23 protein-coding genes are annotated in these 26154 nt (G+C 51.3%); 10 read left to right on the top strand and 13 right to left on the bottom strand.

Going from position 1 to position 26154, the window contains the following annotated elements:
- Position 1: 1 nt before the first annotated feature.
- Complete coding sequence (locus GY634_RS04835) at positions 2–2098, top strand: primosomal protein N' (protein ID WP_166407442.1); 2097 nt, start codon at positions 2–4, stop codon at positions 2096–2098.
- A 12-nt stretch (positions 2099–2110) separates the two neighbouring features.
- Positions 2111–4156: a UvrD-helicase domain-containing protein gene (locus GY634_RS04830; RefSeq protein ID WP_166407441.1), complete on the top strand. Its 2046-nt coding sequence runs from the start codon at positions 2111–2113 to the stop codon at positions 4154–4156.
- A gap of 324 nt (positions 4157–4480) precedes the next feature.
- Here GY634_RS04830 and GY634_RS04825 read toward each other — a convergent pair whose 3' ends face one another.
- Complete coding sequence (locus GY634_RS04825; RefSeq protein ID WP_135864979.1) at positions 4481–4672, bottom strand: hypothetical protein; 192 nt, start codon at positions 4670–4672, stop codon at positions 4481–4483.
- Positions 4673–4914: 242 nt separating this feature from the next.
- On the opposite strand from GY634_RS04825, the gene GY634_RS04820 reads away from it, so the two are divergent.
- On the top strand, positions 4915–6135 hold the full coding sequence (locus GY634_RS04820) for a CaiB/BaiF CoA transferase family protein (protein ID WP_166407440.1): 1221 nt from the start codon (positions 4915–4917) through the stop codon (positions 6133–6135).
- A gap of 338 nt (positions 6136–6473) precedes the next feature.
- Here GY634_RS04820 and GY634_RS04815 read toward each other — a convergent pair whose 3' ends face one another.
- The 6 genes from GY634_RS04815 to GY634_RS04790 form a co-directional block, all read right to left on the bottom strand.
- On the bottom strand, positions 6474–7202 hold the full coding sequence (locus tag GY634_RS04815; protein WP_166407439.1) for a uracil-DNA glycosylase: 729 nt from the start codon (positions 7200–7202) through the stop codon (positions 6474–6476).
- 9 nt (positions 7203–7211) lie between these two features.
- Entirely contained in the window at positions 7212–8006 is a 795-nt protein-coding gene (trpC, locus tag GY634_RS04810) for an indole-3-glycerol phosphate synthase TrpC (RefSeq protein WP_166407438.1), read from the bottom strand.
- A gap of 104 nt (positions 8007–8110) precedes the next feature.
- A complete protein-coding gene (trpD, locus tag GY634_RS04805) occupies positions 8111–9142 on the bottom strand; it encodes an anthranilate phosphoribosyltransferase (RefSeq protein ID WP_166407437.1) in 1032 nt (343 codons plus the stop codon).
- A gap of 25 nt (positions 9143–9167) precedes the next feature.
- Positions 9168–9731: an anthranilate synthase component II gene (locus GY634_RS04800; RefSeq protein ID WP_166407436.1), complete on the bottom strand. Its 564-nt coding sequence runs from the start codon at positions 9729–9731 to the stop codon at positions 9168–9170.
- Between the two features lie 49 nt (positions 9732–9780).
- Positions 9781–11301 carry an anthranilate synthase component I gene (trpE, locus tag GY634_RS04795; RefSeq protein WP_166407435.1) on the bottom strand — a complete coding sequence of 507 codons (1521 nt, stop codon included), beginning with the start codon at positions 11299–11301 and terminating at the stop codon, positions 9781–9783.
- 254 nt (positions 11302–11555) lie between these two features.
- Positions 11556–12242, bottom strand: coding sequence for a phosphoglycolate phosphatase (locus GY634_RS04790; protein ID WP_166407434.1), 687 nt, complete (start codon positions 12240–12242; stop codon positions 11556–11558).
- A 194-nt stretch (positions 12243–12436) separates the two neighbouring features.
- On the opposite strand from GY634_RS04790, the gene GY634_RS04785 reads away from it, so the two are divergent.
- Together GY634_RS04785 and GY634_RS04780 are read left to right on the top strand one after the other, a co-directional pair.
- On the top strand, positions 12437–14059 hold the full coding sequence (locus GY634_RS04785; protein ID WP_166407433.1) for a GGDEF domain-containing protein: 1623 nt from the start codon (positions 12437–12439) through the stop codon (positions 14057–14059).
- A complete protein-coding gene (locus GY634_RS04780; protein ID WP_166407432.1) occupies positions 14044–14238 on the top strand; it encodes a hypothetical protein in 195 nt (64 codons plus the stop codon). Before GY634_RS04785 ends, GY634_RS04780 begins: the two co-directional genes overlap by 16 nt.
- Positions 14239–14243: 5 nt before the next feature.
- On the opposite strand, the gene rpe is transcribed toward GY634_RS04780, so the two are convergent.
- On the bottom strand, positions 14244–14942 hold the full coding sequence (gene rpe / locus GY634_RS04775) for a ribulose-phosphate 3-epimerase (RefSeq protein ID WP_166407431.1): 699 nt from the start codon (positions 14940–14942) through the stop codon (positions 14244–14246).
- A 109-nt stretch (positions 14943–15051) separates the two neighbouring features.
- On the opposite strand from rpe, the gene apaG reads away from it, so the two are divergent.
- From apaG to GY634_RS04750, 5 genes are all read left to right on the top strand, one after another.
- Positions 15052–15426, top strand: a complete 375-nt coding sequence (gene apaG / locus GY634_RS04770; protein ID WP_166407430.1) for a Co2+/Mg2+ efflux protein ApaG — start codon at positions 15052–15054, stop codon at positions 15424–15426.
- A gap of 6 nt (positions 15427–15432) precedes the next feature.
- A complete protein-coding gene (gene mltA, locus GY634_RS04765; protein WP_166407429.1) occupies positions 15433–16743 on the top strand; it encodes a murein transglycosylase A in 1311 nt (436 codons plus the stop codon).
- Positions 16740–17927, top strand: a complete 1188-nt coding sequence (locus GY634_RS04760; protein ID WP_166407428.1) for an FAD-dependent monooxygenase — start codon at positions 16740–16742, stop codon at positions 17925–17927. The genes mltA and GY634_RS04760 overlap by 4 nt, the downstream gene beginning before the upstream one ends.
- A gap of 26 nt (positions 17928–17953) precedes the next feature.
- Entirely contained in the window at positions 17954–18694 is a 741-nt protein-coding gene (locus tag GY634_RS04755) for a DsbC family protein (RefSeq protein ID WP_166407427.1), read from the top strand.
- Positions 18695–18935: 241 nt separating this feature from the next.
- On the top strand, positions 18936–20471 hold the full coding sequence (locus tag GY634_RS04750; RefSeq protein ID WP_166407426.1) for an EAL domain-containing protein: 1536 nt from the start codon (positions 18936–18938) through the stop codon (positions 20469–20471).
- Positions 20472–20709: 238 nt separating this feature from the next.
- Here GY634_RS04750 and dhbA read toward each other — a convergent pair whose 3' ends face one another.
- From dhbA to entS, 5 genes are all read right to left on the bottom strand, one after another.
- The gene (gene dhbA / locus GY634_RS04745) at positions 20710–21483 is read right to left on the bottom strand and encodes a 2,3-dihydro-2,3-dihydroxybenzoate dehydrogenase (protein WP_207625501.1); all 774 of its coding nucleotides are present in this window, start codon (positions 21481–21483) and stop codon (positions 20710–20712) included.
- Positions 21483–22127, bottom strand: a complete 645-nt coding sequence (locus tag GY634_RS04740; protein WP_166407424.1) for an isochorismatase family protein — start codon at positions 22125–22127, stop codon at positions 21483–21485. The genes dhbA and GY634_RS04740 overlap by 1 nt, the downstream gene beginning before the upstream one ends.
- Positions 22124–23350, bottom strand: coding sequence for an isochorismate synthase (locus GY634_RS04735; protein ID WP_242683605.1), 1227 nt, complete (start codon positions 23348–23350; stop codon positions 22124–22126). Before GY634_RS04735 ends, GY634_RS04740 begins: the two co-directional genes overlap by 4 nt.
- A gap of 68 nt (positions 23351–23418) precedes the next feature.
- Positions 23419–24810, bottom strand: coding sequence for a YncE family protein (locus tag GY634_RS04730; RefSeq protein ID WP_166407423.1), 1392 nt, complete (start codon positions 24808–24810; stop codon positions 23419–23421).
- 100 nt (positions 24811–24910) lie between these two features.
- A complete protein-coding gene (gene entS, locus GY634_RS04725) occupies positions 24911–26152 on the bottom strand; it encodes an enterobactin transporter EntS (protein WP_166407422.1) in 1242 nt (413 codons plus the stop codon).
- Positions 26153–26154 lie beyond the last annotated feature (2 nt).

The following is a 26154-nucleotide window of genomic DNA, read 5'->3' as shown; positions in this document are numbered from 1 at the left end:
CATGTCTAATCCAATTCCCGCACAGGTGGAGCCTAAACAGAGCACTGAGCCGGCTTCTAAATACTGGTTGCGTGTGGCATTGGATGTGCCATTGGATGACCTGTTTGACTATTACCATGATGCAGCAGTAGTCATAGGTAGTAGGGTGCTAGTACATTTTGGCCGTCGCCAAATGGTGGGTGTGGTGGTAGAAACGCCAGCACAACCAGTATTCGAGGCCAAACACGTCAAAGCCATCGATATGCTGCTAGACGACACGGCCCCACTCAGTGCTGCTAGCTTACAGATGGCACATTTTGCCGCCAGCTATTACCAGCGTCCTCTAGGCGAGGTGTTGCTGCCAGTACTGCCGTTAAGCTTGCGTAAGCCCGCAGCGTATACCGGTAAGCGAGCCGCTGGTGGACCTGTGGCCAGATTACGTAAACGACGTAAGGCCGCCGCGAAGACTGCTGTAGCTGATCCTGAGATCATTGTGTTAAATGCCGAACAGCAAGCAGCTGTACAGCATATTCACGCTGTTGATGGCCACCAAACAGTGCTGTTGCATGGTATTACGGGCAGTGGCAAAACCGAAGTGTATTTGGCAGCGGCCTTGAAGGTGCTAGAGCAAGGAAAGCAAGTCTTGTTCATGGTGCCCGAGATCAATCTAACGCCTCAGTTTGAGCAGGCGCTGCGTCGCCGTTTACAAAAAGATGGCGAAGCCTATCCAGTGGCTGTGCTGCATAGCGGGTTGTCTGAAGGCGAACGTTTACGCTCGTGGCTGTCCTTAGAGCAAGGTGAAGCACGGGTATTGCTGGGAACACGCTTATCCATTTTTGCCCCCTTAGCGTCATTGGGGCTGATTATTGTGGATGAAGAGCACGACACCTCGTATAAGCAGCAAGAAGGCTTACGCTATTCAGCGCGTGATTTAGCCATATGGCGAGGCCATACGGCGCAAGTACCTGTGGTATTGGGGTCAGCAACGCCTTCCATGGAAAGTTGGGCACACGCTAAAGAAGGGCGTTATCAACTGTGCTCGCTAACCCAGCGTGCTCGCACGCAGTCGTTGCCAGAAATACGATTGGTGGATACACGTAGGGCGCAGCTTGAAGAGGGATTCTCGCCGCAGTTTTTAGAAGCCATGCAACACTGCTTAGATAACAAACAGCAGGTATTGGTGTTCTTAAATAGGCGAGGTTATGCGCCAGTACTAAGCTGTACATCGTGTGGCTGGTTAAGTCAGTGCAAACGCTGTAGTGCTTACACGGTATTGCACCGTAGCAAGGGAGGCAGAACCTATTTGCAGTGCCACCATTGCGGGTATCAGGCGGCGGTGCCGCGTTATTGTCCCGACTGTAGAGACCAAGATCTTAAAGCCATGGGACGCGGCACACAGCGCGTAGAGGAATTCTTAGCTGAGCACTTTACGGGCGCGCGGGTCATGCGTATTGATGCCGACAGCACACGCTTAAAAGGCAGTGCCGAGAAGCTGTTTTCAGAAGTGCACGCGGGCAATGTGGATATCTTAGTCGGCACGCAAATGGTGTCTAAAGGGCATGATTTCGCCAACTTGGGCTTAGTGGTGGTGCTCAATGCTGACTCGCAATTATTTGCTCAAGACTTCCGTGCACCAGAGCGTTTGTTTGCACAATTAATGCAGGTGGCGGGTAGGGCTGGTAGGCACACGGCGGGGGCGCGGGTACTGATACAAACGGGTTATCCAGAACAGGTGGTGTATCAGTCATTATTAAGGCAAGATTACGCAGGTTTTGCGCGCGTCACCTTAGAAGAACGCAAAACGGTAGGGTTACCGCCGTACTCGTATCAGGCGTTGCTCACGGCAGATGCGCCAGAACTTGCGCGGGTGTTAAGTTTTTTAACGGTAGCCAAAGAGCAAGCGCAAACGTTAACGGGCATACAGCATGTGCAATTGTATGATCCTGTACCGCTGCGTATTGTTAGGGTAGCCAATAGCGAACGCGCGCAACTGCTGGCCGAAAGCCAGCATAGGCCTGCGTTGCAGCAGTTTTTACGTCATTGGCGTCATGTGCTGACGCCGTTGGCCAAAGAGTATCGGGTACGTTGGGTACTGGAAGTAGACCCCTTGGAGATTTAAGGATAACCCCCTATGACCGTGAGCAATCAAGTACCCACGGATTTGAATGCAAAACAGCGCGAGGCCGTGCTGTATCTAGATGGACCTGCGCTGGTATTGGCCGGTGCAGGTAGTGGTAAAACGCGCGTAATTACGCAGAAAATGGCGTATTTATTGCGTGATTGTGGCTATAGCGGGCGTAACGTTGTGGCGCTGACCTTTACCAATAAAGCCGCACGCGAAATGCGCGAGCGCTTAGAGCAAATTGTGGACAAGCGCCTGATGCGCGGTATTACGGTCAGCACGTTTCACTCATTAGGTTTGAAGTTTTTACGTGAAGAGTCTAAATGGGCAGGGTTAAAAACCAGCTTTTCCATTATGGACTCCAATGATTCGTTGGGCATTATCCAAGAGTTGTTGGCGACCACCGATAAGGGGCGCTTGCGTGCGGTGCAGCAAGAAATATCGCTGTGGAAAAATGCGTTGCTGGGGCCAGACGAGGCAGAACGCAGTGCGAGTACGCCCAGCCAAGTAGAAGCCGCGCGGGTGTATAGGGATTACTGTGCCACCTTGGCGGCGTACCAAGCGGTGGATTTTGATGACTTGGTACGTTTGCCTGCACAAATACTGCTGGATCACGCCGAAGTGCGTGAGCGCTGGCAAGCCCGAGTGCATTATTTGTTAGTAGACGAATATCAAGACACCAACCAATGCCAGTATCAGTTTTTGCTCAGCCTTATAGGGTCACGAGGCATGCTGACGGCAGTGGGCGATGATGACCAAGCTATTTATGCGTGGCGCGGTGCTACGGTAGAAAACTTAGAGCGCCTAGGCATAGACTTTCCCAACTTGCAGTTGATTAAGCTTGAGCAAAACTACCGCTCTGTGCAGCGTATTTTGTCGGCCGCTAATAATGTGATTGGTCACAATCCGGTGGTGTTCGGGAAGAAGCTGTGGTCAGACTTGGGCATAGGCGAAAGCATTTCTATCAAGGCGTCAGAAAATGAACTGGCCGAAGCGCAGTGGGCTGGCGTTACCATCTCGGCTGAGCGCTTTGACCGCAAAGCGCAGTGGAAAGACTTCGCCATTTTGTACCGCAGTAATCACCAAGCTCGCATACTGGAGCAAACATTACGTGATATGCGTATTCCGTATGTGATTGCGGGTGGGCAAAGCTTTTTTGATAAAGCGGAAATTCGCGATATTTTGGCGTACCTACGCATTATGGCGAATGATCAGGACGATCCTGCTTTTATTCGTGCTGCCACTACCCCTAGGCGAGGCATAGGCCAAACCACCTTACAAAGCTTAGGTGAGTACGCCGCTGCCAGCGGACAGTCGCTGTATGAGGCGGTGTTTGAAATAGGGTTAACGGATCGCTTGGCTGAGCGTCAATTACAACCACTACGTACCTTTGCTGACTTCATCCAACGTGTACGCGATAGGTCCGAGCAAGAGGGGGCAGATGCGGGCGAGCTGTTAGACGAAATGCTGCATGCCATTGATTATGAGCGCTATCTGTACGACATGTTTGATGAGCGCCCAGCACAATTGCGTTGGACCAACGTGTTAGAACTGATTGGCTGGTTAAAACGTAAGGCTGAAGAAGACGGGATGGGCCTGCGCGAACTAGTACAACACGTGGCGCTGATTACCATGCTTGAGCGTGGTGAAGACGACGAAGAACCCGATGCAGTACGCTTATCTACCTTGCATGCCTCTAAAGGTTTGGAGTACCCGCATGTGTTGCTCATCGGGGTAGAAGAAGGGTTGTTACCGCACTTAGGCCGTGAAGACGAAGATATCGTTGGCGATGAACAAGAAGTGCTGGCTAACCGCGTGCAAGAAGAGCGTAGGTTGATGTACGTAGGTATTACGCGGGCACAGCGTAGTTTGCGCTTAAGCTGGTGTAAACGCCGTAGGCGTGCACGTGAATACGTAGTGCGTGAGAAATCACGTTTTATAGAAGAAATGGGTTTAGAGGCTGTGCCTGAAGAAAGCCCTGAAGATAAAGCCTTAAGTCCCAAAGAACGTTTAGGCCGTCTTAAGGATTTACTGAACAAACCTAGCAATGCCTAGTCGAGTGTACGTGGGCTAGGCAGGCTACTTGCGCACAAAAAAAATCCCAAGCCGAAGGGAGATCGATTTGGGATTTAAGCGAAGTGATGCAATTTGCGGTAACTACATTACTGCCGATAACCGCAGGTATCGTAAAGCATTAGTACCAATGAGAGCGGTAGCGTGGGTCACGCATACGGGCTTCATGGATAGTATCTGCCAACGTCCACAGCATATGAACAGCGCCGTAGGAACAACGTTTCAATGTATGCAGTGCAGTTTTCATGGCAAATATTCCCCTAAATCAGTGGTACGGAATTCTGTAGGCTTATGCAGCCTGTCGTTTTACAAGATGGTGTCTTGAGCGGCTTGAACGCGTGCGTCTTTGATAATACGTTTCAGTGCAATCAATAGTTTTTTCATGGTGGATCTCTCTACGTAATGGGTGGGTGTAGAAATGTGCTGCAGTTTTGCTGCGTATCCAGGCTGTACATCATTCCAGCGCTGGCTGTATAGGTAAGACATTGCAGGAATCATGTACGTCTCTTCTTCATATCAGAGCAGATAAGTTAATTATAGGGTTTACCCTATGGTTGATGCAAGGGTTTACCCTAGGTGTCTCTAAAAGGTGTTGTTTTTCGTGTGCTTACGAGGTAATGCGGCGTAAACCCTGAGCGCTATTTGCACAATGATGTGTCAAAAAATAAAGAAGTATGGCGAGCATTGATGCTAACGTATGACTCTACTTCCCCTTATTTTTGGTAGGTTGTTTACCCCTTATGTCTACTCGCTTAGCTCCATTGGCAGGGATCCGTGTACTGGATTTGACTCGTGTTTTGGCGGGGCCGTGGTGTACCCAAAACTTGGCTGACCTCGGTGCTGAAGTCATCAAAATTGAGCGCCCAGGTTCTGGCGATGACACCCGTGGCTGGGGGCCACCATATCTGCGTGACGAGGCTGGTAACAACACCAGCGAAGCAGCGTATTACATGGCTGCTAATCGCAATAAAAAATCCGTAACCGTAGATATGGCTACTCCTGAAGGAGCCGAGCTAATACGTGATTTAGCATTGCGTTCTGATATCGTGGTAGAAAATTTCAAAGTAGGTGGTTTGGCTAAATATGGCTTGGACTACGAGTCACTCAAAGCCATTAACCCGCGTTTGATTTATTGCTCGGTGACGGGGTTTGGCCAAACAGGTCCCTACGCCCCACGCCCTGGTTACGATTTCATGATTCAAGCCATGGGTGGTTTGATGAGCGTAACTGGCGAAAAAGACGACATGCCTGGTGGCGGCCCACAAAAAGCAGGTGTGGCTGTAGCCGACTTGATGACTGGCATGTACGCCACAGTAGGCATCTTGGCCGCCTTACGTGAACGCGATCGTTCCGGTTTAGGCCAGCATGTAGATATGGCCTTGTTAGATTGCCAAGTGGCGATGATGGCTAACCAGAACATGAACTACCTGACCTCAGGCAAAGCACCGCAGCGCGCTGGTAATGCCCACCCTAACTTGGTGCCTTACCAAGTATTTGCTACTAGCGATGGGCACATCATTGTGGCGGTAGGTAACGACAGCCAGTTCCGTAATTTCTGCCGTGTAGCGGAATGTACCGAATTAGCGGAAGACCCACGCTTCATGACTAACCCACAACGCGTGATGAACCGTGAGGCTTTGATCCCCGTGTTGGCCGACATCATGCTGACGCGTTCATGTGCAACGTGGTTAGAGCAATTGGAAGCGGTAGGAGTGCCTGCAGGTCCAATTAACACATTGGATCAAGTGCATGACAACCCGCAAGTCTTGGCTCGCGGCATGAAAATCACGATGCCACATCCCACAGCAGGGCAGGCAACCTTGGTGGGTAGCCCTATTCGTTTGTCTGACACACCAGTGGAGTACCGTAATGCACCACCGATGTTGGGTGAGCACACGGAAGAAGTGCTGCGTGATGTACTAGGGTTAGATGCGGCGCAGATTGCTAAATTTACGGGCTAATGTTTGATAAGCCCACTGATCAATCACTGTCTGTCGTAGCCTAAGGCTGCGAAAGTATTTCCTTTGTTGCATGCCACGGTTTGTATGCAGAGGTAGCTGTTAGCTGTGTGTACTTCTGTGGCGAAGAACGCTGCTGCTAAAGAAAGGGCGGTAAGCCTATTCATTGAAATGCCTCAGGGGAGGCGGAGGAAAACTTTTTTGATTTGGTGTCTCAAATCACAAAAAGTTGTTCCGCAGTCCCCCAGCGAGAGCAATGGAAGCAGCCTATCTAGTTCAACGGATACCCGTTAAATAAGTGCTCTGCAGTGGCTGTAGAATACTTCTCAGCAACAACTCACTTACGACAGCCAGTTAATAGGCTCGTGATTCTGGCTAATCAGCCAATCATTGGTCTTGCGGAAATGCCCATTACCCATAAAAGGCACAGGCGGACGCAGAGCAGATAAAGGAGAAGGGTGGTTAGAGCACAGAATCTCTATAGGCCCTTTTTTCGCATGGCGCTGAATCAACGGTACCTTAGCTTGGGCATGATTGCCCCACAGCAAAAATACCTTAGGCGTATCGAAATTAAGCAGATGCAACAGCAATGCATCGGTAATGCTTTCCCAGCCTTGCTTCGCATGTGAACCCGCCTTGCCGTTCTCAACCGTGAGCGACGTATTCAACAACAACACACCTTGCCACGCCCAATGACTCAAATCATTGGTGGGGGGAGTGGTGATGTCGGGGTATTCCGCATGTAGCTCCTTGAACATATTACGTAGGCTAGGTGGCGTACGTACATGGTCGGGTACTGAAAACGATAAGCCTTGGGCTTGTTCAGGCCCGTGGTACGGGTCTTGCCCCAAAATCACCACCTTCACTTGCTCTGGTGCACTAAGCTCCAACGCCTTAAAGGGGTGTTTGGGGTAAATGGTGGTACCCGCTGCTACCTGAGGAATGAGCCAGTCATCCAACGCTTGCAGTTGTTTGTGTATGGCGGGTTCTGCCATGACCCCTTGCCAGTCGGCATGTAGGTGCGGCAGCTGCGTAAACAGACTTTGCTGTAAGGTGTTGGATGGCTGCATAGGCGTGTGTTAAGCAGTGAAGAACAGTTCTTCTAGGGCGACACCAGGATCAGGTTGGCGCATAAAGGCTTCGCCTACCAAGAAGGCATTGACGTTGTGGTCACGCATGATGGTGACGTCGTCACGCGTCAGAATACCGCTTTCGGTAATCACCAGTTTGTTGTCAGGAATGTCTTTCAACAGGGACAGGGTGTTATCCAGAGAAACATCAAAACTGCGCAGGTCGCGGTTGTTAATGCCCAGCAAGTCGGTTTTCAGTTCTAAGGCGATGTCTAGTTCGTCACGGCCATGTACTTCTACCAAGACGTCCATGCCCAGTTCCGTGGCTAGGGCTTCGTATTCTTTGAGCTGGCTAGCTGACAAGGCTGCCACAATCAGCAAGATACAGTCGGCACCAATCGCGCGTGAATGGATGACTTGGTAGGCATCCACAATAAAGTCTTTGCGCAGTACGGGCAGTGCACATGCGGCACGTGCTTGGCGCAGGTAGTCGTAACCGCCTTGAAAGTACTGCACATCGGTTAGTACAGATAAGCAGGCAGCGCCGTGGGCAGCGTAGGAGCTTGCAATCTCGGCGGGTTGGAAGTCTTCGCGAATCACACCTTTTGAAGGTGAGGCTTTTTTGATTTCAGCAATCACTGCCGATTTTCCATCGGCGTTTTTGTCGTGCAAAGCACGGGAAAAGCCACGTAAATCTTTGCGGTTTTTGGCTTCACGCAGCACTTCTGCTTCACTGCGCAGCTGGCGGGCCGTGGCAACTTCTGCTTTTTTAGTTTCCAGGATTTTGGCGAGAATATCGTTCATGGCGTTCAGCGTGTTCCGTCAGGTGGATGACGTCATTAAGAAAATTTAGGGCTACGATAGCATGAGCCGCCAGTATATGGCGACCATGCCTTGGTCGTAGCAGGTTAAACAAAGCGTTTGGTGTAGCGACAGAACTCTTCCAGTTTGTCGCGCGCTGCACCACTAGCCAATACTTCAGACGCTTTTTCTAAACCGGCTTTGATGCTGCTGGCACCGTTACCTGCATAAATGGCTAATCCCGCATTGAACATGACAATGTCACGTGCCGGGCCAGCTTGGTTATCCAGCGCTTGGTAAATCATGTCGCGCGACTCTTCGCTGTTATTCACTTTGATAGAGCGGTTGGATACCATGCTTAAACCGAAGTCTTCGGGGTGGATGTAGTATTCGCGTACTTCATCGTCTTTCAGTTCGCCTACCAACGTGCTAGCACCTAACGAGGCTTCGTCCATGCCGTCCATGCCGTGCACGATCAACACATGTTTGGAGCCTAAGCGCTGCATGGCGCGTACCTGAATACCCACCAAGTCTGGGTGGAATACCCCCATTAATTGGTTGGCCGCATTGGCGGGGTTGGTAAGTGGGCCCAAGATATTGAAGATAGTACGTACACCTAGTTCTTTACGTACTGCAGCGACGTTTTTCATCGCGCCGTGGTGGGCCGGGGCAAACATAAAGCCTATGCCTATTTGCTCAATACACTCGGCCACTTGTTCAGGGTTTAGGTTCAGGTTGGCACCCAAGGTTTCCAGTACGTCGGCACTGCCCGACGAACTAGAGGCACTACGATTACCATGTTTGGCGATTTTGACGCCAGCGGCAGAAGCCACAAACATGGATGCCGTAGAAATATTAAAGGTATTACTGCTGTCTCCGCCTGTACCACACATATCTAATAGATCAGAGGTGTCTGGTAGTACTACAGGGGTGGAAAACTCACGCATGACCTGAGCCGCGGCGGTAATTTCGCCTATGGTTTCTTTTTTGACTCGCAACCCTATTAGCAGTGCGGCAGCTAATGGCGCAGGCATTTCGCCACGCATCAACATACGCATTAGGTGCAGCATTTCATCATGGAAAATCTCACGATGTTCAATGCAGCGCACTAGGGCTTCGGTTGGCGTAATGGTTGTCATGATGGTCCTTTTTCTTTTTTCAAATTCAGAGGGTCAGGAAATTACGCAGCAAGGCGTGGCCGTGTTCGCTTAGTACCGATTCGGGGTGAAATTGTACGCCACTGATAGGCATGGTTTTGTGACGTACACCCATGATTTCACCGTCTTCCGTTTGAGCGGTGATTTCTAAGCAGTCAGGAAGGCTGGCGCGTTCTATCGCCAGCGAGTGATAACGGGTCACGTTAAAAGGGGAAGGTAGGCCAGCAAACACATCGGTGTTGGTGTGCGTGATAGGCGATACCTTGCCGTGCATGACGCGCTGCGCATGAACAATGTTGCCGCCAAAGGCTTCGCCTATGGCTTGGTGCCCCAAGCACACGCCCAAAATGGGCAGTTTGCCTGCGAAGTGACGAATCAGCTCGATGGAAATCCCGGCCTTGGCGGGCGTGCTAGGGCCAGGGGAAACGCAGATGCGCTCGGGGCGCAGAGCAGCGATTTCTTCAATCGTAATCTGGTCGTTACGTGCAACCGTGACCTCTTGTCCCAGTTCGTAGAAATACTGCACGAGGTTATAGGTAAAAGAGTCGTAGTTATCGAGCATGAAAATCATGGGGCACCTGATCTAAAAAGAGAACGTATGTAGTGGAAACTGAAATGAATTAAATGGGATCATCCAAGCCCAGCTGTACTTGCTCGGCTGCACGCAGCAAAGCACGTGCTTTGGCTTCAGTTTCTTGCCATTCCGCTTCAGGGCTAGAGTCAGCCACTACACCTGCCGCGGCTTGTACGTACAACATGCCGTTTTTGATCACACCGGTACGAATGGCAATGGCTAAGTCCATCTCGCCGCTGTAGCTCAGGTAACCGGCGGCGCCACCGTAGATGCCACGACGTACTGGTTCCAATTCATCAATGATTTGCATAGAGCGCACTTTAGGAGCACCCGTGAGCGTGCCGGCAGGGAAGGACGCGCGCAGCACATCCATAGATGACAAACCTTCTTTCACTTCGCCGCACACGTTAGAAACCAAGTGTTGTACGTGTGAGTAACGCTCAATTGTCATGGTGTCAGTCACTTGTACGGTACCGGCTTCGGCAATACGGCCAATGTCGTTACGTGCCAAGTCAATCAGCATCACGTGTTCTGCACGCTCTTTAGGATCGGCTAACAGCTCATCGGCCAACAGCTTGTCTTCTTCAGGGGTAGAGCCGCGTTTGCGTGTGCCAGCCAAAGGACGAATGGTAGCCACTTGTTTGTATTCGCCATCAATCATTTCTTTCTCTTGGCGTACCAAGATTTCAGGCGAAGCACCTACTACTTGGAAGTCACTGAAGTTCCAGAAGTACATGTAAGGCGATGGGTTTAACGAACGCAGTGCACGGTATAAGGACAGCGGCGCATCGCGGAACGGCTTGGCGATCACTTGGCCAACTTGCACCTGCATGATTTCACCGTCAGTGATGTACTCTTTGGCTTTTTCTACCGCTTTGATGTAGTCGGCCTTGTCGAAGTCGCGGCGCTCTTTGGTTTCCAAGCTGGCGTAAGCGTAAGGAATCACCACAGGCGTACGCAGTTTTTCGCGCAGGTCTTTCAGACGGCGTTTCGCACGTGAGTAGCTTTCTGGTTGGGTAGGGTCGGCGTACACAATCAGGTAGGTGCGACCCGCCAGGTTATCCACAATCACTAGCTCATCAATGTGCAACAACATGATGTCTGGCGTGCCTTCTTCCTGACCGGCAGGGAAGGGTTTTGTGGGTTGACCTAATGAGGGCTCAATGTGGCGCACGGTGTCGTAGCCAAAGTAACCAGCCAAACCACCTGCAAAACGAGGCATACCGGGGCGAATCGCTACTTTGTAGCGCGCTTGGTATTGTTCGATAAAGGTCAGTGGATCGCCTTCGTAGCGTTCGATCACTTCGTCGTTGTGCAGTACTTCGGTGACGTTGCCGGTGGCACGGATTACCGTTTTGGCAGGTAGACCAATAAAGGAGTAACGGCCGAAACGTTCTCCACCTACTACGGATTCCAACAAGCAACTGTTACGACCGCCTTCTGGGCCGTTGTGCGCAAGTTTCAAGTAGATGGAAAGAGGAGTGTCCAGATCAGCATAGGTCTCGGCAATGAGAGGAATGCGGTTAAAACCTTCTGCGGCAAGCGCTTTAAACTCAATTTCTGTCATGGTACGGCCTTTTTTAAAAGTTCTGTTGGCCGGGCCCTGAAAACAAAACAGCCCGGCTGTCATAGATTCCGGGCTGGTTTGACTGGGTGGTGTAGGTGCTGAGACGTTATAGGTACAACAGTATGCTCAACAAAAACACCGGGACAGTATGTTAGCTACCCGGAACACAAACGCCACCAGCGCCAATAGGCGCCGATCTGTGCATTGTGTGTCAAGGTTGCAAACATCATCTGTTAATTCGTCGTAGTTAACATTTAATCCGCTATGGAACTGCGTGTGGTTGCCCACTCAGCAGCGTGCTTAATGCTGGACACTATAGCATCAGCATCCAGAGTTTGTATATCTATTCCTTCGTTGTAGCCGTAAGGCACTAACAACACATCCATCTGTGCGCCGCGTGCAGCTTGTGCGTCGTTAATGGAATCTCCAATGACCAAACACTGTGCAGCTGGCACATGTAGTGTGTTGCTGGCGTGTATAAAAGGCAATGGGTGGGGCTTTTTCTGTTCTGTGGTATTCCCGCCAACCATCAGTTCAAAATAGGGCGACAAGTGCAGAGCATCCAGCAAAGGAATGGTGAACTCTATGGGTTTGTTCGTCACTACGGCGAGCTTGCAGCCAGCCGCTTTAAAGGCTTGCAAGCCTTCTACTACACCGGGGTAAATCGTGCTGTGCTGGCCGTTGCTTTGTGCGTAGTGATGCGCAAAAGAGGCTTTGGCGCGTTCGTACTCTGCGGGATCTATGTGCTCATTTTCGGAGGTATGGCGTAGCAGTCGCTGCACCAATACGTCGGAGCCTTTTCCAACAAAAGAACGAATCACATCTTCAGGTAGTGGGGCACGCGATAGGTCGCTTAAAACGCCATTGGCCGCGGCAGCAATATCAGGGATGGAGTCAACAAGAGTACCGTCTAGGTCAAAAAGTACAGCGGTGTATTGCATGATGGGCTCTGTTAGAAAAAGTAAAGCATTGCTTGGCATTGTAGAGCAGTTATGGCATGACAGTTGTTTTCTTGCATCAGCTGTCATCTTTGCTCTTTCAGGTAATTTTGTTGAGGTATGGTGTTGCTTGTAGCATAACGTGTCGATGATACAAAACGATACAGACAGGAGACGGCAGCGTTAAGGTGGAGAACATGCTGACTGCTTTTCAAGAAGTACTGCAGAATAAAAAATTAACACCTTTATTTCAGCCCATAGTTGAACTGCGACATGGCGCCATAGTTGGATATGAGGCATTAATTCGAGGGCCAGAAAATACGCCCTTGCATATGCCGTTAGCGCTATTTGAGCTTGCTGACCAACATGGAAAACGTTGCGAATTAGAATACTTGTGTTGCGAGTTACATTTAGTCCAGTTCAGAGCGCTAGGGCTGACGGGGAAATTGTTTCTAAATACTAGCCCCAGTTTGCACCAGAACGGCGAGAACGCATGTAGTTTAAGCACGCTATTTTCTACGTTGCATGACAGAGAATTCGAGCAAGTGGTCGTAGAACTAACAGAGGATTGCTCTGTGGGTTCGATGAATATGTTGCACGAGGTGGTGAATCAGTATCGTGCAACCGGGGTGCAACTTGCTATTGATGACTTAGGTCAGGGGTTTTCTACCCTTAAATTGTGGACAGAGCTGCGCCCAGAATACGTCAAAATTGATCGTTTTTTTATATGCGGCATACATGAAGACCCTATGCGTCAGCAGTTGGTGCGGTCTATCTGTGAAATTGCGTTTCAAGCGCAGTCTACGGTGATTGCCGAGGGTATAGAAACTCAAGAGGAATTGCAGACATTACGCCGACTAGGGGTGATGTGTGGGCAAGGCTTTTTCTTGGGTAGGCCCGAGAAAAATCCCAAAACCTGCCTTGATACGGCGACGTTAGCGTTATTTAGAAGCCCCTTTGGCACATCTACCTTAACGTCATTAGGGCGTGCAGATAAGCCTGTGACTGCGCATCGTTTGGTGCGGCAGGTTCCGGTGGTAGCCTTTGATGTGCCCACGAATGTGGTGTGTGAACGCTTCCAAAAAGATGCGTCGCTAAACACCTTGGTGGTGCTGCGAGGCGGCATGCCGGTGGGGCTATTACGTCGCGATAAGTTATTCGATAGATTGGCGAGGTTGTATCACCGCGAGCTGTATGGCAATCGCGCCTGCGGCGAGATGATAGAAAACACACCGTTGATTATCGATAGGAAAATGCCGCTGCAAGAGCTGGCTGCGTGGGTAACAGAAGGGCCTGAGCATTACATGACCGATGGCTTCATCATCACACGGGATGGTAGCTATTTAGGCGTAGGCTCTAGCACCGACTTAATGCGAGAAGTATCGCAGCTACAGTTACAAGCGGCTCGCTATGCCAACCCACTGACGCAGCTACCAGGCAATGTGCCTATTAATGAGCATCTAGAGCAGTTGCTGCGCGGGCAAAATCCGTTCGCGGTGTGTTACGGCGATCTGGATTACTTCAAGCCTTTTAATGATCTCTATGGTTATCGCAAAGGCGACGAGGTCATTCAGATTACCGCCGGCTTGTTAGTAGAGGCGAGCGACCCAGAACATGATTTTGTAGGGCATGTGGGTGGCGATGACTTTATTGTGATCTTCACCAGCCACGACTGGGAACAACGCTGCCAGCGAATTATTCAAAATTTGCCGTTGGCATTAAGCCATCTTTATAGTGCCGAGCACCTGCGCATGGGGGCTACTACGCTGAAAATCGCCAGCAAGTCGAAGAGTTCCATTCGCTCGTGGCGCTATCGCTAGGTGTGGTGGATGTCAGCCCAGTGCATCTGTATAACAGTAGCTTGGTGGCTGAGATGGCCGCTTCGGCCAAGACAATGGCGAAGAAAACCTTAGGTAGCTCGCTATTTATTGAGCGGCGTAAACCGATGTCGCCTGTAACGTCAGGCGACAAAGGTCAACGTGGTAACTGGTTGATGTAGTGCGTTTAGGCTTGGGAATCGACTTTAGCGATTTCCTGACGCATGGCATCAATCACGGCCTTGTAGTCGGGCTGGTTGAAAATAGCAGAACCGGCTACAAAGGCATCGGCACCGGCTGCGCGGATGGCACCAATATTTTGAACGTTTACGCCGCCATCAACTTCTAGACTGATGGGCTGGCCGCCTTCTTCTACCCAGCGGTCAATTTTTTGACGTGCTTGGCGTAATTTTTCCAATGCGTGAGGAATGAACTTTTGGCCACCAAAGCCAGGGTTCACGGACATGATCAGTACCAAGTCCAGTTTGTCCATCACGTGGTCCATCCATTCCAAGCCCACGGCAGGGTTGAATACCAACCCGGCCTTACAGCCTTGATCACGGATCAACGACAAGGTGCGATCGATGTGGCGCGAGGCTTCAGGGTGGAAGCTAATCAAGTTGGCACCCGCTTTCGCAAAAGGCTCTACTAAAGAGTCTACTGGCTCAACCATGAGGTGCACATCAATAGGTGCTTCAGTGTGTGGACGTAGTGCGCTACAGATCATCGGACCAAACGTCAGATTCGGTACGTAGTGGTTGTCCATAACATCAAAATGCACCCAGTCGGCTCCGGCCAGGACTACATTTTTGACTTCTTCACCCAAACGGGCGAAATCCGCGGATAAAATACTGGGAGCAATGCGGGCAGCTTGTTTGTGTGACATAGATCAGTGTGTAAGTTGGTTTGTGACGTAGATACTGCAATTGTGTCATGATTAGGGGTGATGTTCCATGACCCTGCAGTTTTGCAACTGATTTTTGAGGGAGACGGGTTTGAAGTCAGAACAGGTAGTGGTGAAAGTGGTACCACGCTATTTACCCGAGCAGTCTGAGCCAGAGCGCCAGCAATACGTATTTGCGTATACCGTGCAGATCACCAATCATGCTGAGCAGCCTATACAGGTCGTTAGCCGACATTGGATTATCTCGGATGCGAATCAAAATGTACAAGAAGTACGCGGATTAGGCGTGGTAGGGCAACAGCCGCTATTGGCTCCAGGTGAAACATTTGAATACACCAGCGGCTGTCCGCTCACAACCCCTGTTGGTACGATGAGAGGGTTTTATCATTGTGTCAGCGAAGATGGCATTCCCTTTGATGTGGCGATTCCTGAATTCGTCTTGGCTATTCCACGCACTCTGCACTAAACAACTATGACCGTAATTCATTTGACTGTGCTGGCTTCGGCGCTGGCTTTGCTTTCTGCATGCTCCTCTATAGACCTAGGGTCTTCTTCTGGTAGCACGGCGAGTTCAAGCAGCAGCGGTAGTAGCTCTGCTCCCGCAGATGATGTGGCGTTACGCCCCTTACAGGTGCCCGCGCTATCTGCTTTGCCCGAAACGTCAGCACGCCCTTTAGCGGGTCGCTATGTGGCTGTGAATTGGTCTATTTTGCCAGGCTGGCAACAAGATAATTTAGAGCATGTATGGAAAGCCTTTATCAATAACTGTAAGGGCTTGATGCGACCTGTGAGCGGTTCGCTGACTATGCCTGCGCGTGCAGCGCCGCGTGCGTGGCAGGGCGTGTGTTCGGCTGCAGCAAATAGCAATATTTCAGGCCAAGACACGGCGGCAGTACGTCAGTTCTTACAGCAACACTTACAACCATGGCGTGTGTTAGATGCCAATGGTGCCGTAGCGAGTAATACCGTTACTGGCTATTACGAGCCCTTGATTCAAGCCTCTACGACTCGCGGCGGTACCTACCAATGGCCGCTGTATGCTACACCCGACGATTTGCTGACCATTGATTTGGGCTCGGTATACCCGGAGCTGGCCGGTAAGCGCGTACGTGGCAAAGTACAAGGCAACCGTGTGGTGCCTTATGACACCCGCGCAGAAATTGCGGCTAATTCGTCCCGCCAGCCTCCAGCGTTGGTGTGGGCTGCTGATCCTGTAGAAGCCTTTTTCTTGCAGATTCAAGGTTCAGGCCGTGCGATTTTGCCAGATGGCTCAGCGGTGCGTTTAGCGTACGACGACCATAACGGTAGACCGTATGCCTCTATTGGTCAGTGGTTGGCTAAACAAGGTGAAATGCCGTTGGCACAAACCTCTATGCAGAACATTAAGGCATGGGCTAAACGTAACCCTAATCGTGTTCAGGAAATGCTTAATGCCAACTCGGCCATGGTGTTTTTCCGTCAAGAAACGATTACTGATCCGTTATTAGGACCTAAAGGGGCTTACGGCATCCCTCTGATAGCAGAGCGTGCTGTAGCAATCGATCCTACCTTTGTGCCATTGGGTTCACCTGTGTTTTTAGCAACTACCTATCCAGGTAGCCAAAAACCCTTGCAACGACTGGTGTTTGCGCAAGATACCGGTGCGGCGATTAAAGGTGCAGCGCGTACGGACTTTTATTGGGGTACGGGTGACGAGGCCGGTGCTCAAGCGGGTCGCATGAAGCAACGGGGCGAGATGTGGGTGCTATGGCCTAAATCAGCAGGAGCTCCGTCGGCACGATGACTCAGCAATCAATCCTAGTCTGTGGCGCAGGCATTGCAGGTATGGCATGCGCTTTGGGTTTAGCAAAAAAAGCATTTGCGGTAGAGGTGCTGGCGCCCGAGATGGTGCGCCAGTCACCACGTCGTGACGAGTATCACCCACGGGTGTATGCCATTTCTGGGGCTAGCCAGAAGTTTTTGGCATCGCTGGGGATTTGGGACTTAATGGATGCAGAGCGCATCACCCCCGTGCAAGCCATGGAAATCTATGGTGACGGTGGTGGGCGCTTGGCTTTAGATGCCTGGCAAGATGCACGCCACACCTTAACGTGGATCGTAGAGTCGGGCGAAATGGAACGCGCACTACGACAAGCCTTAAAAGTGTATGGGGTGCGATGGCATGACGACCAATTAGCCTCACGCGAGGGCGACACCATACACACGGCATCGGGTAAAAGCCTGCAGGCGCAGTTGCTAGTCGGTGCTGATGGTGCAAAATCAACAGTACGCCGAGTGGCTGACATCTGGCACGAATTTAAAGCCTATGGCGACAGCGGCTTAGTTACGCATCTCACCACCGAATTACCGCATCAAGGTGTGGCGTTGCAGTGGTTTACCGGTGATGCCGTGGTAGCGCTATTGCCCATGCCAGATACGGAAGAGGGGCCACAGGTGTCACTGGTGTGGTCAGGCCCTACTGAGCAAATTTCAGAGTTGATGGCGTTAGATGACGCGGCCAAAGTAGAGCGTTTGCAGACATGGCTGATGGGTGTCACGCAAGGACGTTTAGGCGCATTGCGCGTACGGTCCAAAATGTTTGCCTTCCCGTTGACCTTTGAGCGTACGGGAATGGTGGCTGAAGGGGTTGCGTTGGTGGGCGATGCAGCACACCGTGTGCACCCTTTGGCCGGTCAAGGATTGAACCTAGGTTTGGGTGATGTAGAGGAACTTATACGTGTTCTGGCAGCCAAACCTGTTCATCAGTCAGTAGGGGCATTGTCCATGCTGGAGCGGTATAAGCGGCGACGGGCAGAACCCATTGCCGCAATGCGTGTTGTGACAGACTCCTTACACAGTTTGTTCATGGCGCCGCAAGCCCCTGTTGTGTGGGCACGTAACGCAGGAATGTCCGTCGTCAATCAACTGCCTTTTATCAAGCGACGTTTAATCGCTAATGCAGCGGGAGAGTGGTTAGTTTCGCTATAACCCTGTCGCTTATTAATGGAGTCAACATGCAAGTAAAAACCACGTGGTCAAGCTGTCTTATTACTGCACTGGTATTCAGTGTGGGGTTAGGTGTGGCAGGTACCGCGCAGGCACAATCTACCGATTACCCCGAGGTGCGTCAGAAGCTGGAAGCGACGTTTGTCGATATTGCTATAGACGAAATTCGTCCTACCCCTTTTCCTGGTCTGCTGGAAGTGCGTATAGGCAACGAGTTGGTATACGTGAATCCCGAGGTGGACTTCCTGATGCAAGGGTCGTTGGTGGATGTAAAACAGCGTATTGATTTGACGTCCCAACGCAAAGAAGAATTAAACAAAGTCGATTTCTCGCAGTTGCCATTGGATAAAGCGATTAAAACCGTGAAAGGTGATGGCAGCCGTCAGATGGTGGTATTTGAAGATCCGAATTGCATTTACTGCAAAAAATTGCATACGGAAATCAAAGACATGGATAATGTCACGATTTACTCCATGATGTACCCCATTTTGAGCCCAGACTCTGCGACTAAAGCAGAAAGTATTTGGTGTGCAGAAAACCCCAATCAAGCGCTAAGTGACTGGATGTTGTCTGGCACCGAACCAACTGCCCGCACATGTGAACACCCTATCAAAGATATTTTGGCGGCAGGGATGAGCATGGATATTCGTGGCACACCAGCGATTATTTTTGAAGACGGATCGCGTATCAGTGGCTTTTTACCCAAAGCGCAGCTTGAGGCAAAATTGGCACAAAGCAGCAAGCCTTAAGCAAGTAGTTACACAGCGAACAGCACTGTTTTTTACAGTGCTGTTTTGCTACCTGTCGCCAATGCATGCAGTGGCGTAAGGTGGTTAAAAAATGGTGAATATCAGGCGCTTAAGAAACGACCGAAGTTGTAAATTGACAATGCTTGTCTTTGACTAGATGTGTAAAACGTTAACAATCTGAAAAGAAGAAGTGTATTGATGTAACGGTAACTCCTGTTGCCTACGCTAAGGCAGGGTAGAGATGAAGCACGCAAGGAAAGTAGTGGTGGTGTTTGATGACACCGCACAATGTCAACGGATGGAAAAAGAGCTGGCTTTGCTGGGCACCTCTGTTCAAGCAATGACGCAAGGCCCCTCTGTTTTCAGTACCACATTTGAAAGTCTAGAAACATCAGTGGACGTGGTTCTACTGGTGAGTGAACGCGCGCACCTTGCGTTGGTGGTGGCGAACTTACGTTCCATATTGCCTTATAGCGGCATTATTGTGATGTGCCAGCTAGGGGCCGAAGCGCAACGTACCGAACTCTTATTAGCCGGAGCGGATAGCCTGATGCCGCTGACGAGCAGCGCAACAGAACTGGCCGCGTACCGGCATGCGTTGCGTCGCCGAGTTGACCGTTTTCTGAGTCATACGGCAGAGGTTGCAAGCAGCGTCACCGAGCAACAGCCTCCCTCTTTTCAGGCCGATAGCCCCTGGGTATTGCAGGATAAAGGCTGGAGCATGGTGTCGCCCTCGGGAACGGTTATTGAGCTTACCTATGGTGAAAAACAGCTGATTGAACTGTTTAGCCAAAGCAGTGACGGCCGGGTCAGTCGCGAAGACTTCATACAGATTAAATCGGGCGGACTGCAAAGTAAGCGTGCTGTGGATTCGCTCATCAGCAGATTAAAGCGCAAGGCAGCAGAACTGCGCGTGGATTTGCCTATACGCTCTGTACATGGCTGGGGCTATAGCTTTGCGGGCCGTATTAACCGTGAAGAGCGTAATGCCGAGGTCTTGAGCGCACAAGAAGAGCAAGCGCAGTTACAGCAGCAAATTGAAGCCGCTTGGCAAAGCCCAGCGGGCATAGAAGGCCGCTTAAGCCTGCAGTTTCAAAGTCGCATACAGTTAAAAGATGCCGTGCAGCAAGGCGTGGAAATGCAGCTGTATTGGGATGGCACGCAACGTATACGTTCTGCGTTGCTAGAGCAGTTAGATACTCCAGTAGCGGTAGCCTTGCTTGAGCGCAGTATTCGTATGTTGTGCGAAGACATGCGCGAATGGCAGCAGGTGTACAGATTAAGTACTTCAGTGCAGTTAAGCATACCGGTAAATGTGCTGCCTACATTGCAGCCCATCCTGCTGAAATTACTGACGTTGTTTGCCGCTGAAGCGCGTAATCTAGAGTTGGTGTTACGTGCTACCGATCTGAAGGTAGAACGGGACTGGATCACGTTGTGTGAGCCGCTGCGCATCTTAGGCGTGAGCTTATGGTTAGAGCACGATGTGGAAGTGCCTAGTGCCCAGACCTTTGGGTTAACCATGTTAGAGGGCTTGAGATTCTGTTATCCAGATGACGATCAGGTCTTGTCGGATCAGGTGCAGCAAACATTGCTACAGGCCTGTGCAGTAGCCAGTGAGCATGGGTTTAAAACTATCGTGGGTAATGTATGGAATAAAGCCAGACGCGATGCCGCGATGCGTGTAGGAACGACCTACGTGCAAGGCGAGTTTATGGGCAGTCCCATGTCTAGGGATGGGGTGTTGCTGGGCTTGGCGAGCATTGAGAGTATGTAGCCAGAGTGGTGTTGTGTAGGCGGGGCCTAGTCAGTAAGGGGTGACGTTTGAAGGCTGTGTTCATCGCACACGCTGGGGAGACTGCGGAACAACTTTTTGTGATTTGAGACACCAAATCAAAAAAGTTTTCCTCCGCCTCCCCCGAGTGAGCCACTACTGGCAGATTTACAGCCCTTCTTTATGCGAACAAAGCCTGCACGTCTAGAAGGCAACCTTTTTGTAGCGCGTAAGCCGGTGTTTATTGATCTAGCGTAGCGCCGCCATCAATACGTAAATCATGCAGGGTGATGTGGCTGGCTTGGTCAGACAGTAAGAACAGTACGCCGTTCGCAATTTCTGCCGGTGTCGCAATTTTCTGTAGTGGAATGCCCAGTCGGTAATGCGGGCCTGAACCGGCAATCACGGTTTCGCGTGAGCTGCCTTGTTGCCACATGGCTTGTTGCATAGGGGTGTCGGTAGAGCCAGGAGAAACTACGTTTACACGCACGTTGTAGGCGGCAAGTTCTAGGGCTAAGCAACGCGACATTTGGGTTACGGCAGCTTTAGATGCCGCATAAGCACCCATGCTCATGCGTGGTGAGGTGGCTGCGTTGGAGCTGATGTTCACAATCGCACCGCGCTTTTGCGCTTTCATGCGCAAGCCCACGTGGTGACATAGATTAAACACACCGTTGGTGTTGGTGCTAAAGGTTTGTTGCCACTGCTCAGCAGTTAGGTCGGTAATATCACCCATTTGTAGACGGCCTGCTGCACACACCAGTTTGTCTATGGCGCCAAAACGAGCTTCGGCTTGGGCCACTACGTTGGCAACGGCATCAAAATCACCCACATCACAGCCTAGCGCTAGTACCTGCTCGGGGTATTGTGCGGCTAACGCATGTAGTGCGTCAGCATGTAAATCAATAATGGTGAGGCGCGCGCCTAGTGCGAGTAATTGTTGGGCTACTGTTTCGCCAATGCCACTGGCTGCACCGCTAATCAGTACGTGTTGCTGTTGAAACTCGGGGTACATCACTCTGCTCCTAATTGGGTCAGTAAGCGTTGGGTGTTCAGTACCACACCGCAGCGTTGGGATACATAGCGCAATGCCATGCGGTGTTCTTCTTCAGAGAAGTCAGCCACAGCATCGCTCACCATAAAGGCTTGTACGCCTTGCATGAATGCATCCAATGAGGTGGTCATGCAGCCTATGTGTGCGTAGATGCCGGTAACGATTAGTTGGTCGCGGCCCCACGCTTGCATTTGCTCGCGCATGGGCGAGCGGAAAAACGCACTGTAACGCCATTTGGTTTGTTCAATGTCGTTAGGGCTGGGGGCGAGTTCATCAATAATGGCTTCTTGACCAGCGTGCTCGGGTGCGCTTAAACCTAGGCCCCAGAAGTCGGTTAATAAGGCACGGTCTTCAGGGTTTTGTTCGGTAGGTTGGGCGGTGTAGATAACCGGAATGCCTAGCTTCGCACACTGCGCTTTAATGGCTTGTATGTGACGAATCAAGGAGGGAATGGGCTCGGCCTGCATGTCATACTTATTCAGAAAGTAATGCTGCATGTCGTGAATTAGCAGTACGGCGCGATCTGCCTGCACTTCCCATTTCACACGATTAGGCACAGAGACGTCTGGCATGGTGTAGCTGGGTAGTTGGTGTATGTGACTCATAATGTGATGGCTCCTTCAATCGTTGCTGGCTCAATATTCAGTGCATTGAGCATCGTTCGTAATTTGTTGCCCGTTTCGCGGCGTTCGCTGGCCGGGTCTGACGCGGCCACAATGCCTGCGCCGGCGTAAAGGCGTATCTGTTGTTGCTGGTATAGGCCACAACGTATGGCCACAGCCCATTCACCATCGCCCTTGTCGTCACACCATCCTGCAGCACCAGCGTAAAACTGCCGCTCGAAAGGCTCTAGCGTTTCAATCACATCGCGAGCCGCTAAGGTGGGGGTGCCGCACACAGCAGGGGTGGGGTGCATGGCTAAGGCTAACTGTAATGAGCTGGCATAGGGGGCACGCAACGTACCGTGAATGGGGGTAGATAAATGCCACAGCGTGGCAGTTTTGGCGAGTTCAGGGCCATCAGGAACATGCAGTTCACTGCAGAAAGGGCGCAGGGCTTGCACCACGCTTTCCACCACAATAGCGTGTTCGTGTAGGTCTTTGGCCGATTGCAGCAAGGTTTGTCCAATGCGGGCGTCGGCTTCTGGGTCGGCAACGCGGGCTGCCGTACCGGCCAAAGGGTTCACACTGACTTCTGAGCCTGAACGTCGTACCAGTAATTCGGGGCTGGCGCCAAAGAAGCAGGGGTTATCGCCTTCTTCGTCAGCCAAGTTAATGCCAAAGTTATACCCGTGGGGGTTAAGGCGTATGAGGTTGTGCAGCAGGTGCTGGCGCTGCAAAGGCTGTGCCAATTGCACATCCATGGTGCGAGCCAACACAATTTTGCTGATGGGGTTGGCATCTAGCAGGGGTAAGGCACGTTGCACGGTGTCTGCATAACCAGCGCCATCGGGAAAAGGCTGCAAGGTGGCGTCGGGATGCGGCTGTGCTGTGGTGGCCGTGTGGCTTGGCAGTATGGGGGCGCTGCGCAGTACCGAGTGCGGGACAAATAAATGGGCAGGCTGCGTGGTGTTAAAGGGAATGACCCCCATTAACAGAGCCGGCAGACCTTGTTCATGCGCTTGGGCAAGCAACTGTGTTGCGTGGGCATCCAAGTCATTGTTGGCGTTACTGGCCTGGCATTGTAGGGCTTGGCCATGCGCCATCAAAGCAATCGTAGGGGAACAAAAAAGACTACTACGGGAACGATGCGCCTTCAGCCAGTGCTGTAGAGGGGAATCGGTGCGGGCTGTGTCAGCGTTGTTATCAAGTAGAGAAGTAGGCGTCACGACAGTGCAGTAAGTAGCGGATGAATGACGCCCGGCCACGAGGAGGTAGCCGGGCGGGTAGGCACAGCTTATTTCACGTGCAGACGTGTTACTTGGTCTACAGCGTTTTTGTCAGTGCTTGCCGCTTTGTGAACGACAAACAAGTTACCTTTACCATCGGTGCTGATATGGTTAGGTTGACGGCCAGCTTCCAAATTAGCGACGGCTTCGCCTTTGGTGTTCAGTGCAGTTACTTGACCGTTAGCACGAACAGCCACAAACGCCAGTTTGTCTTTGTCGTCCCAAACGATGTTCAGTGGACCAGCACCCACTTTGATGTCTTTCACAACATCGCCGCTTTTCAGGTCTATCAACAGTACGTTGTCAGTACCTTGGGAAGCTACCCACAGCAATTGCTCTGTAGGGGCCACAGCAATACCGCTACCGGAACGTGTGCCAGGCAAGCTGATCACGTTTTCTTGTTTCTGCTCTTTCAGGTCAATCACAAACGCTTCACCTGTGTTGATGCTAACGGTGTAGAGCTTTTGGTTGCCTGCATCCAAGCTCAAGCTCATTGGCGATGGAGCCTGACGGCCTTTGGAGTTCAGTGCTATGGATGGCAATTGCTCCAGTGTTTTGGTGTCAAACACGGCCACTTCACCAGCGCCAAAAGCAGAAGCGTAAGCACGGTTGTTAGCCGCATCAACCACTACATCGCGGGCGTGAGCCACGGTGTTGTCATCAAACTGTTTCACCAAGCTTAGGTCGGACTGTTTGTACACGGCTACGCTGTTGTTGCGTGTGGTGGTTACCCAGATATTGCCGTTTACGTCATCCACACTTACGCCGTACAGCGCGTACACGTGGTTTTCACGGTTAGGGTCAGCAGCAGGGGTGATGCGTGCTTCAATTGCTAGCGTTTCTGGGTTGACTTTCAACAGCTCAGATTGCTGTACGGGAGGACGACCAACGGAAGACACCACGTACAGTTTGTTTTCTTTAGGGCTGTATGCACTTTGGTACAGGCCACGAGTCATAGGCGCAGACTGCTGTGTGAATTGCTCTACACCGAAGATTTCTGTTTTAGGAGAGATTTTCAGGTCAAACACGGCCGCTGCAGAAGGCTTAGCGGCTTGAATCACTACAGGGTGCAAGCCCACAGCAGCATTGGCTGGAATCGCTGCTTTGCTCACAAATTCGCCGTCTTGGTTAGCAACCAGTTTTTGGTCGCCCACAATGGATTGACCATTGCTTAGCAACAGAATTTCTTGGCCAGGAGTAAAGCCGCGACCTTGTAAGGTGGCTTCGCTACCGGGGGTGATCACACCCATGCTGGATACGTTGCCTTTAAAGTCTATGTCGGCTTGGTCAAAAATGCCTTGTGCATGTGCGCTACCCATAGCAACAGCTACGGCTAGTGCAATTTGCGATACACGTTTAAATGCTTTTTTATTACTAATGCAAAGAGTATTGATTTGCATTATGGCTCCTTGGTTAAAGTGAGCATGGGCTTTCCATGCTGTTTGACTCGTCATACGAAGTGTGGGATTCCAGCCCTAAGGGCTGGAAAGCGTATTGTGTTTAGGTACTGTTGGCGCTTTTCAGAGCGTTACGACGCAGCGCGAACAGGCCCGCACAGGCACTACAGGCTGCTCCGCCAATCAGTAAGGCGGTAGAGGGGCTAAACCAACGAGAAACGGCACCCATTTGCATATTCCCTAAGGCGGTTCCCATTGAGGATTGGGTCATCCACAGTGCCGACATACGGCCTAGCAGATGGTCAGGCGTATGACGCTGTACTAAGGTCATGCGCAACATTTTGGAAATGGTATCGGCGGAACCCATCACGGCTAACGCCACCATGGATGGGTACAGGTGTGTGCTAAACGACAGCGCTACCACGGCTAAGCCCCATACCAGCACCGCGCTGATAATGGTAATGCCGGGGCGTTCTAAACCACGAATCCAACCGCTGCTTAAGGCGGTAATAGCTGCGCCAATCGCGGGTGCTGCATACAGTGCACCGGTGACTTCGGCACCTTGCCCCAGCACTTTGTCGCCCCATTCTGGTAACAAGGCCAGTGGTGTGGCAAACACGACAGCACCTAGGTCAATCAACAACAAGCAACGCAGCAGCGGTGTGGTCAGCATGTAGCGAAAGCCTTCAATAAAGGCATGGTGCACACGGTTATTAGGCGTGGCAGCACCTGGGCGCTGTTGTGGTGGCAGTGGCGGTAAGGTAGACAGCAGGAAGGGGGTAAGCAATACACCCACCAACACAATGCTGTAGCAGGCTACTAAGCCTGGACCTGCAATCAATGCACCGGCAAGCAATGGCCCTAACACACCACCCAACTGCAGTGATAAACCCGATAAAGCTGCCGCTGCTGCCAGATTTTCGCGACCCACCAAGGCGGGTGTGGCAGACATCATGGCAGGTACGCTAATACCACTGGCTGCACCACCAATCATCGCCGCTAGGTAAATAACGGTGATAGAGGGGTTGGCAAATAAGCTGTTGATCAAGAACATCAGCACACTGATGACGTACACACTGCGTGACCACATCATGAGTTTGCGTCGGTCCATACGATCGGACAACACGCCACCTATTAACAGAGCAATAACCATTGGGGCCGACATGGCGACGCTAAGTGCTGCCACAGCCACACTGGATTTAGTCAGTTCGTACAGATGAATACTGGCTGCCACCAACATCATGCCGGTAACCAGTACCGAGGCAGTACGCGCCATATAGGCAAAGCGAAAGGCTCGGCTTTGCTTTAGTGGGGTGATATCGATAACAAAACGCTTCAGTGACATAG

It is taken from the genome of Paenalcaligenes suwonensis (assembly GCF_011290505.1).
Lineage (GTDB): Bacteria > Pseudomonadota > Gammaproteobacteria > Burkholderiales > Burkholderiaceae_B > Paenalcaligenes > Paenalcaligenes suwonensis.
This window is presented reverse-complemented; position numbering and strand designations above follow the sequence as displayed.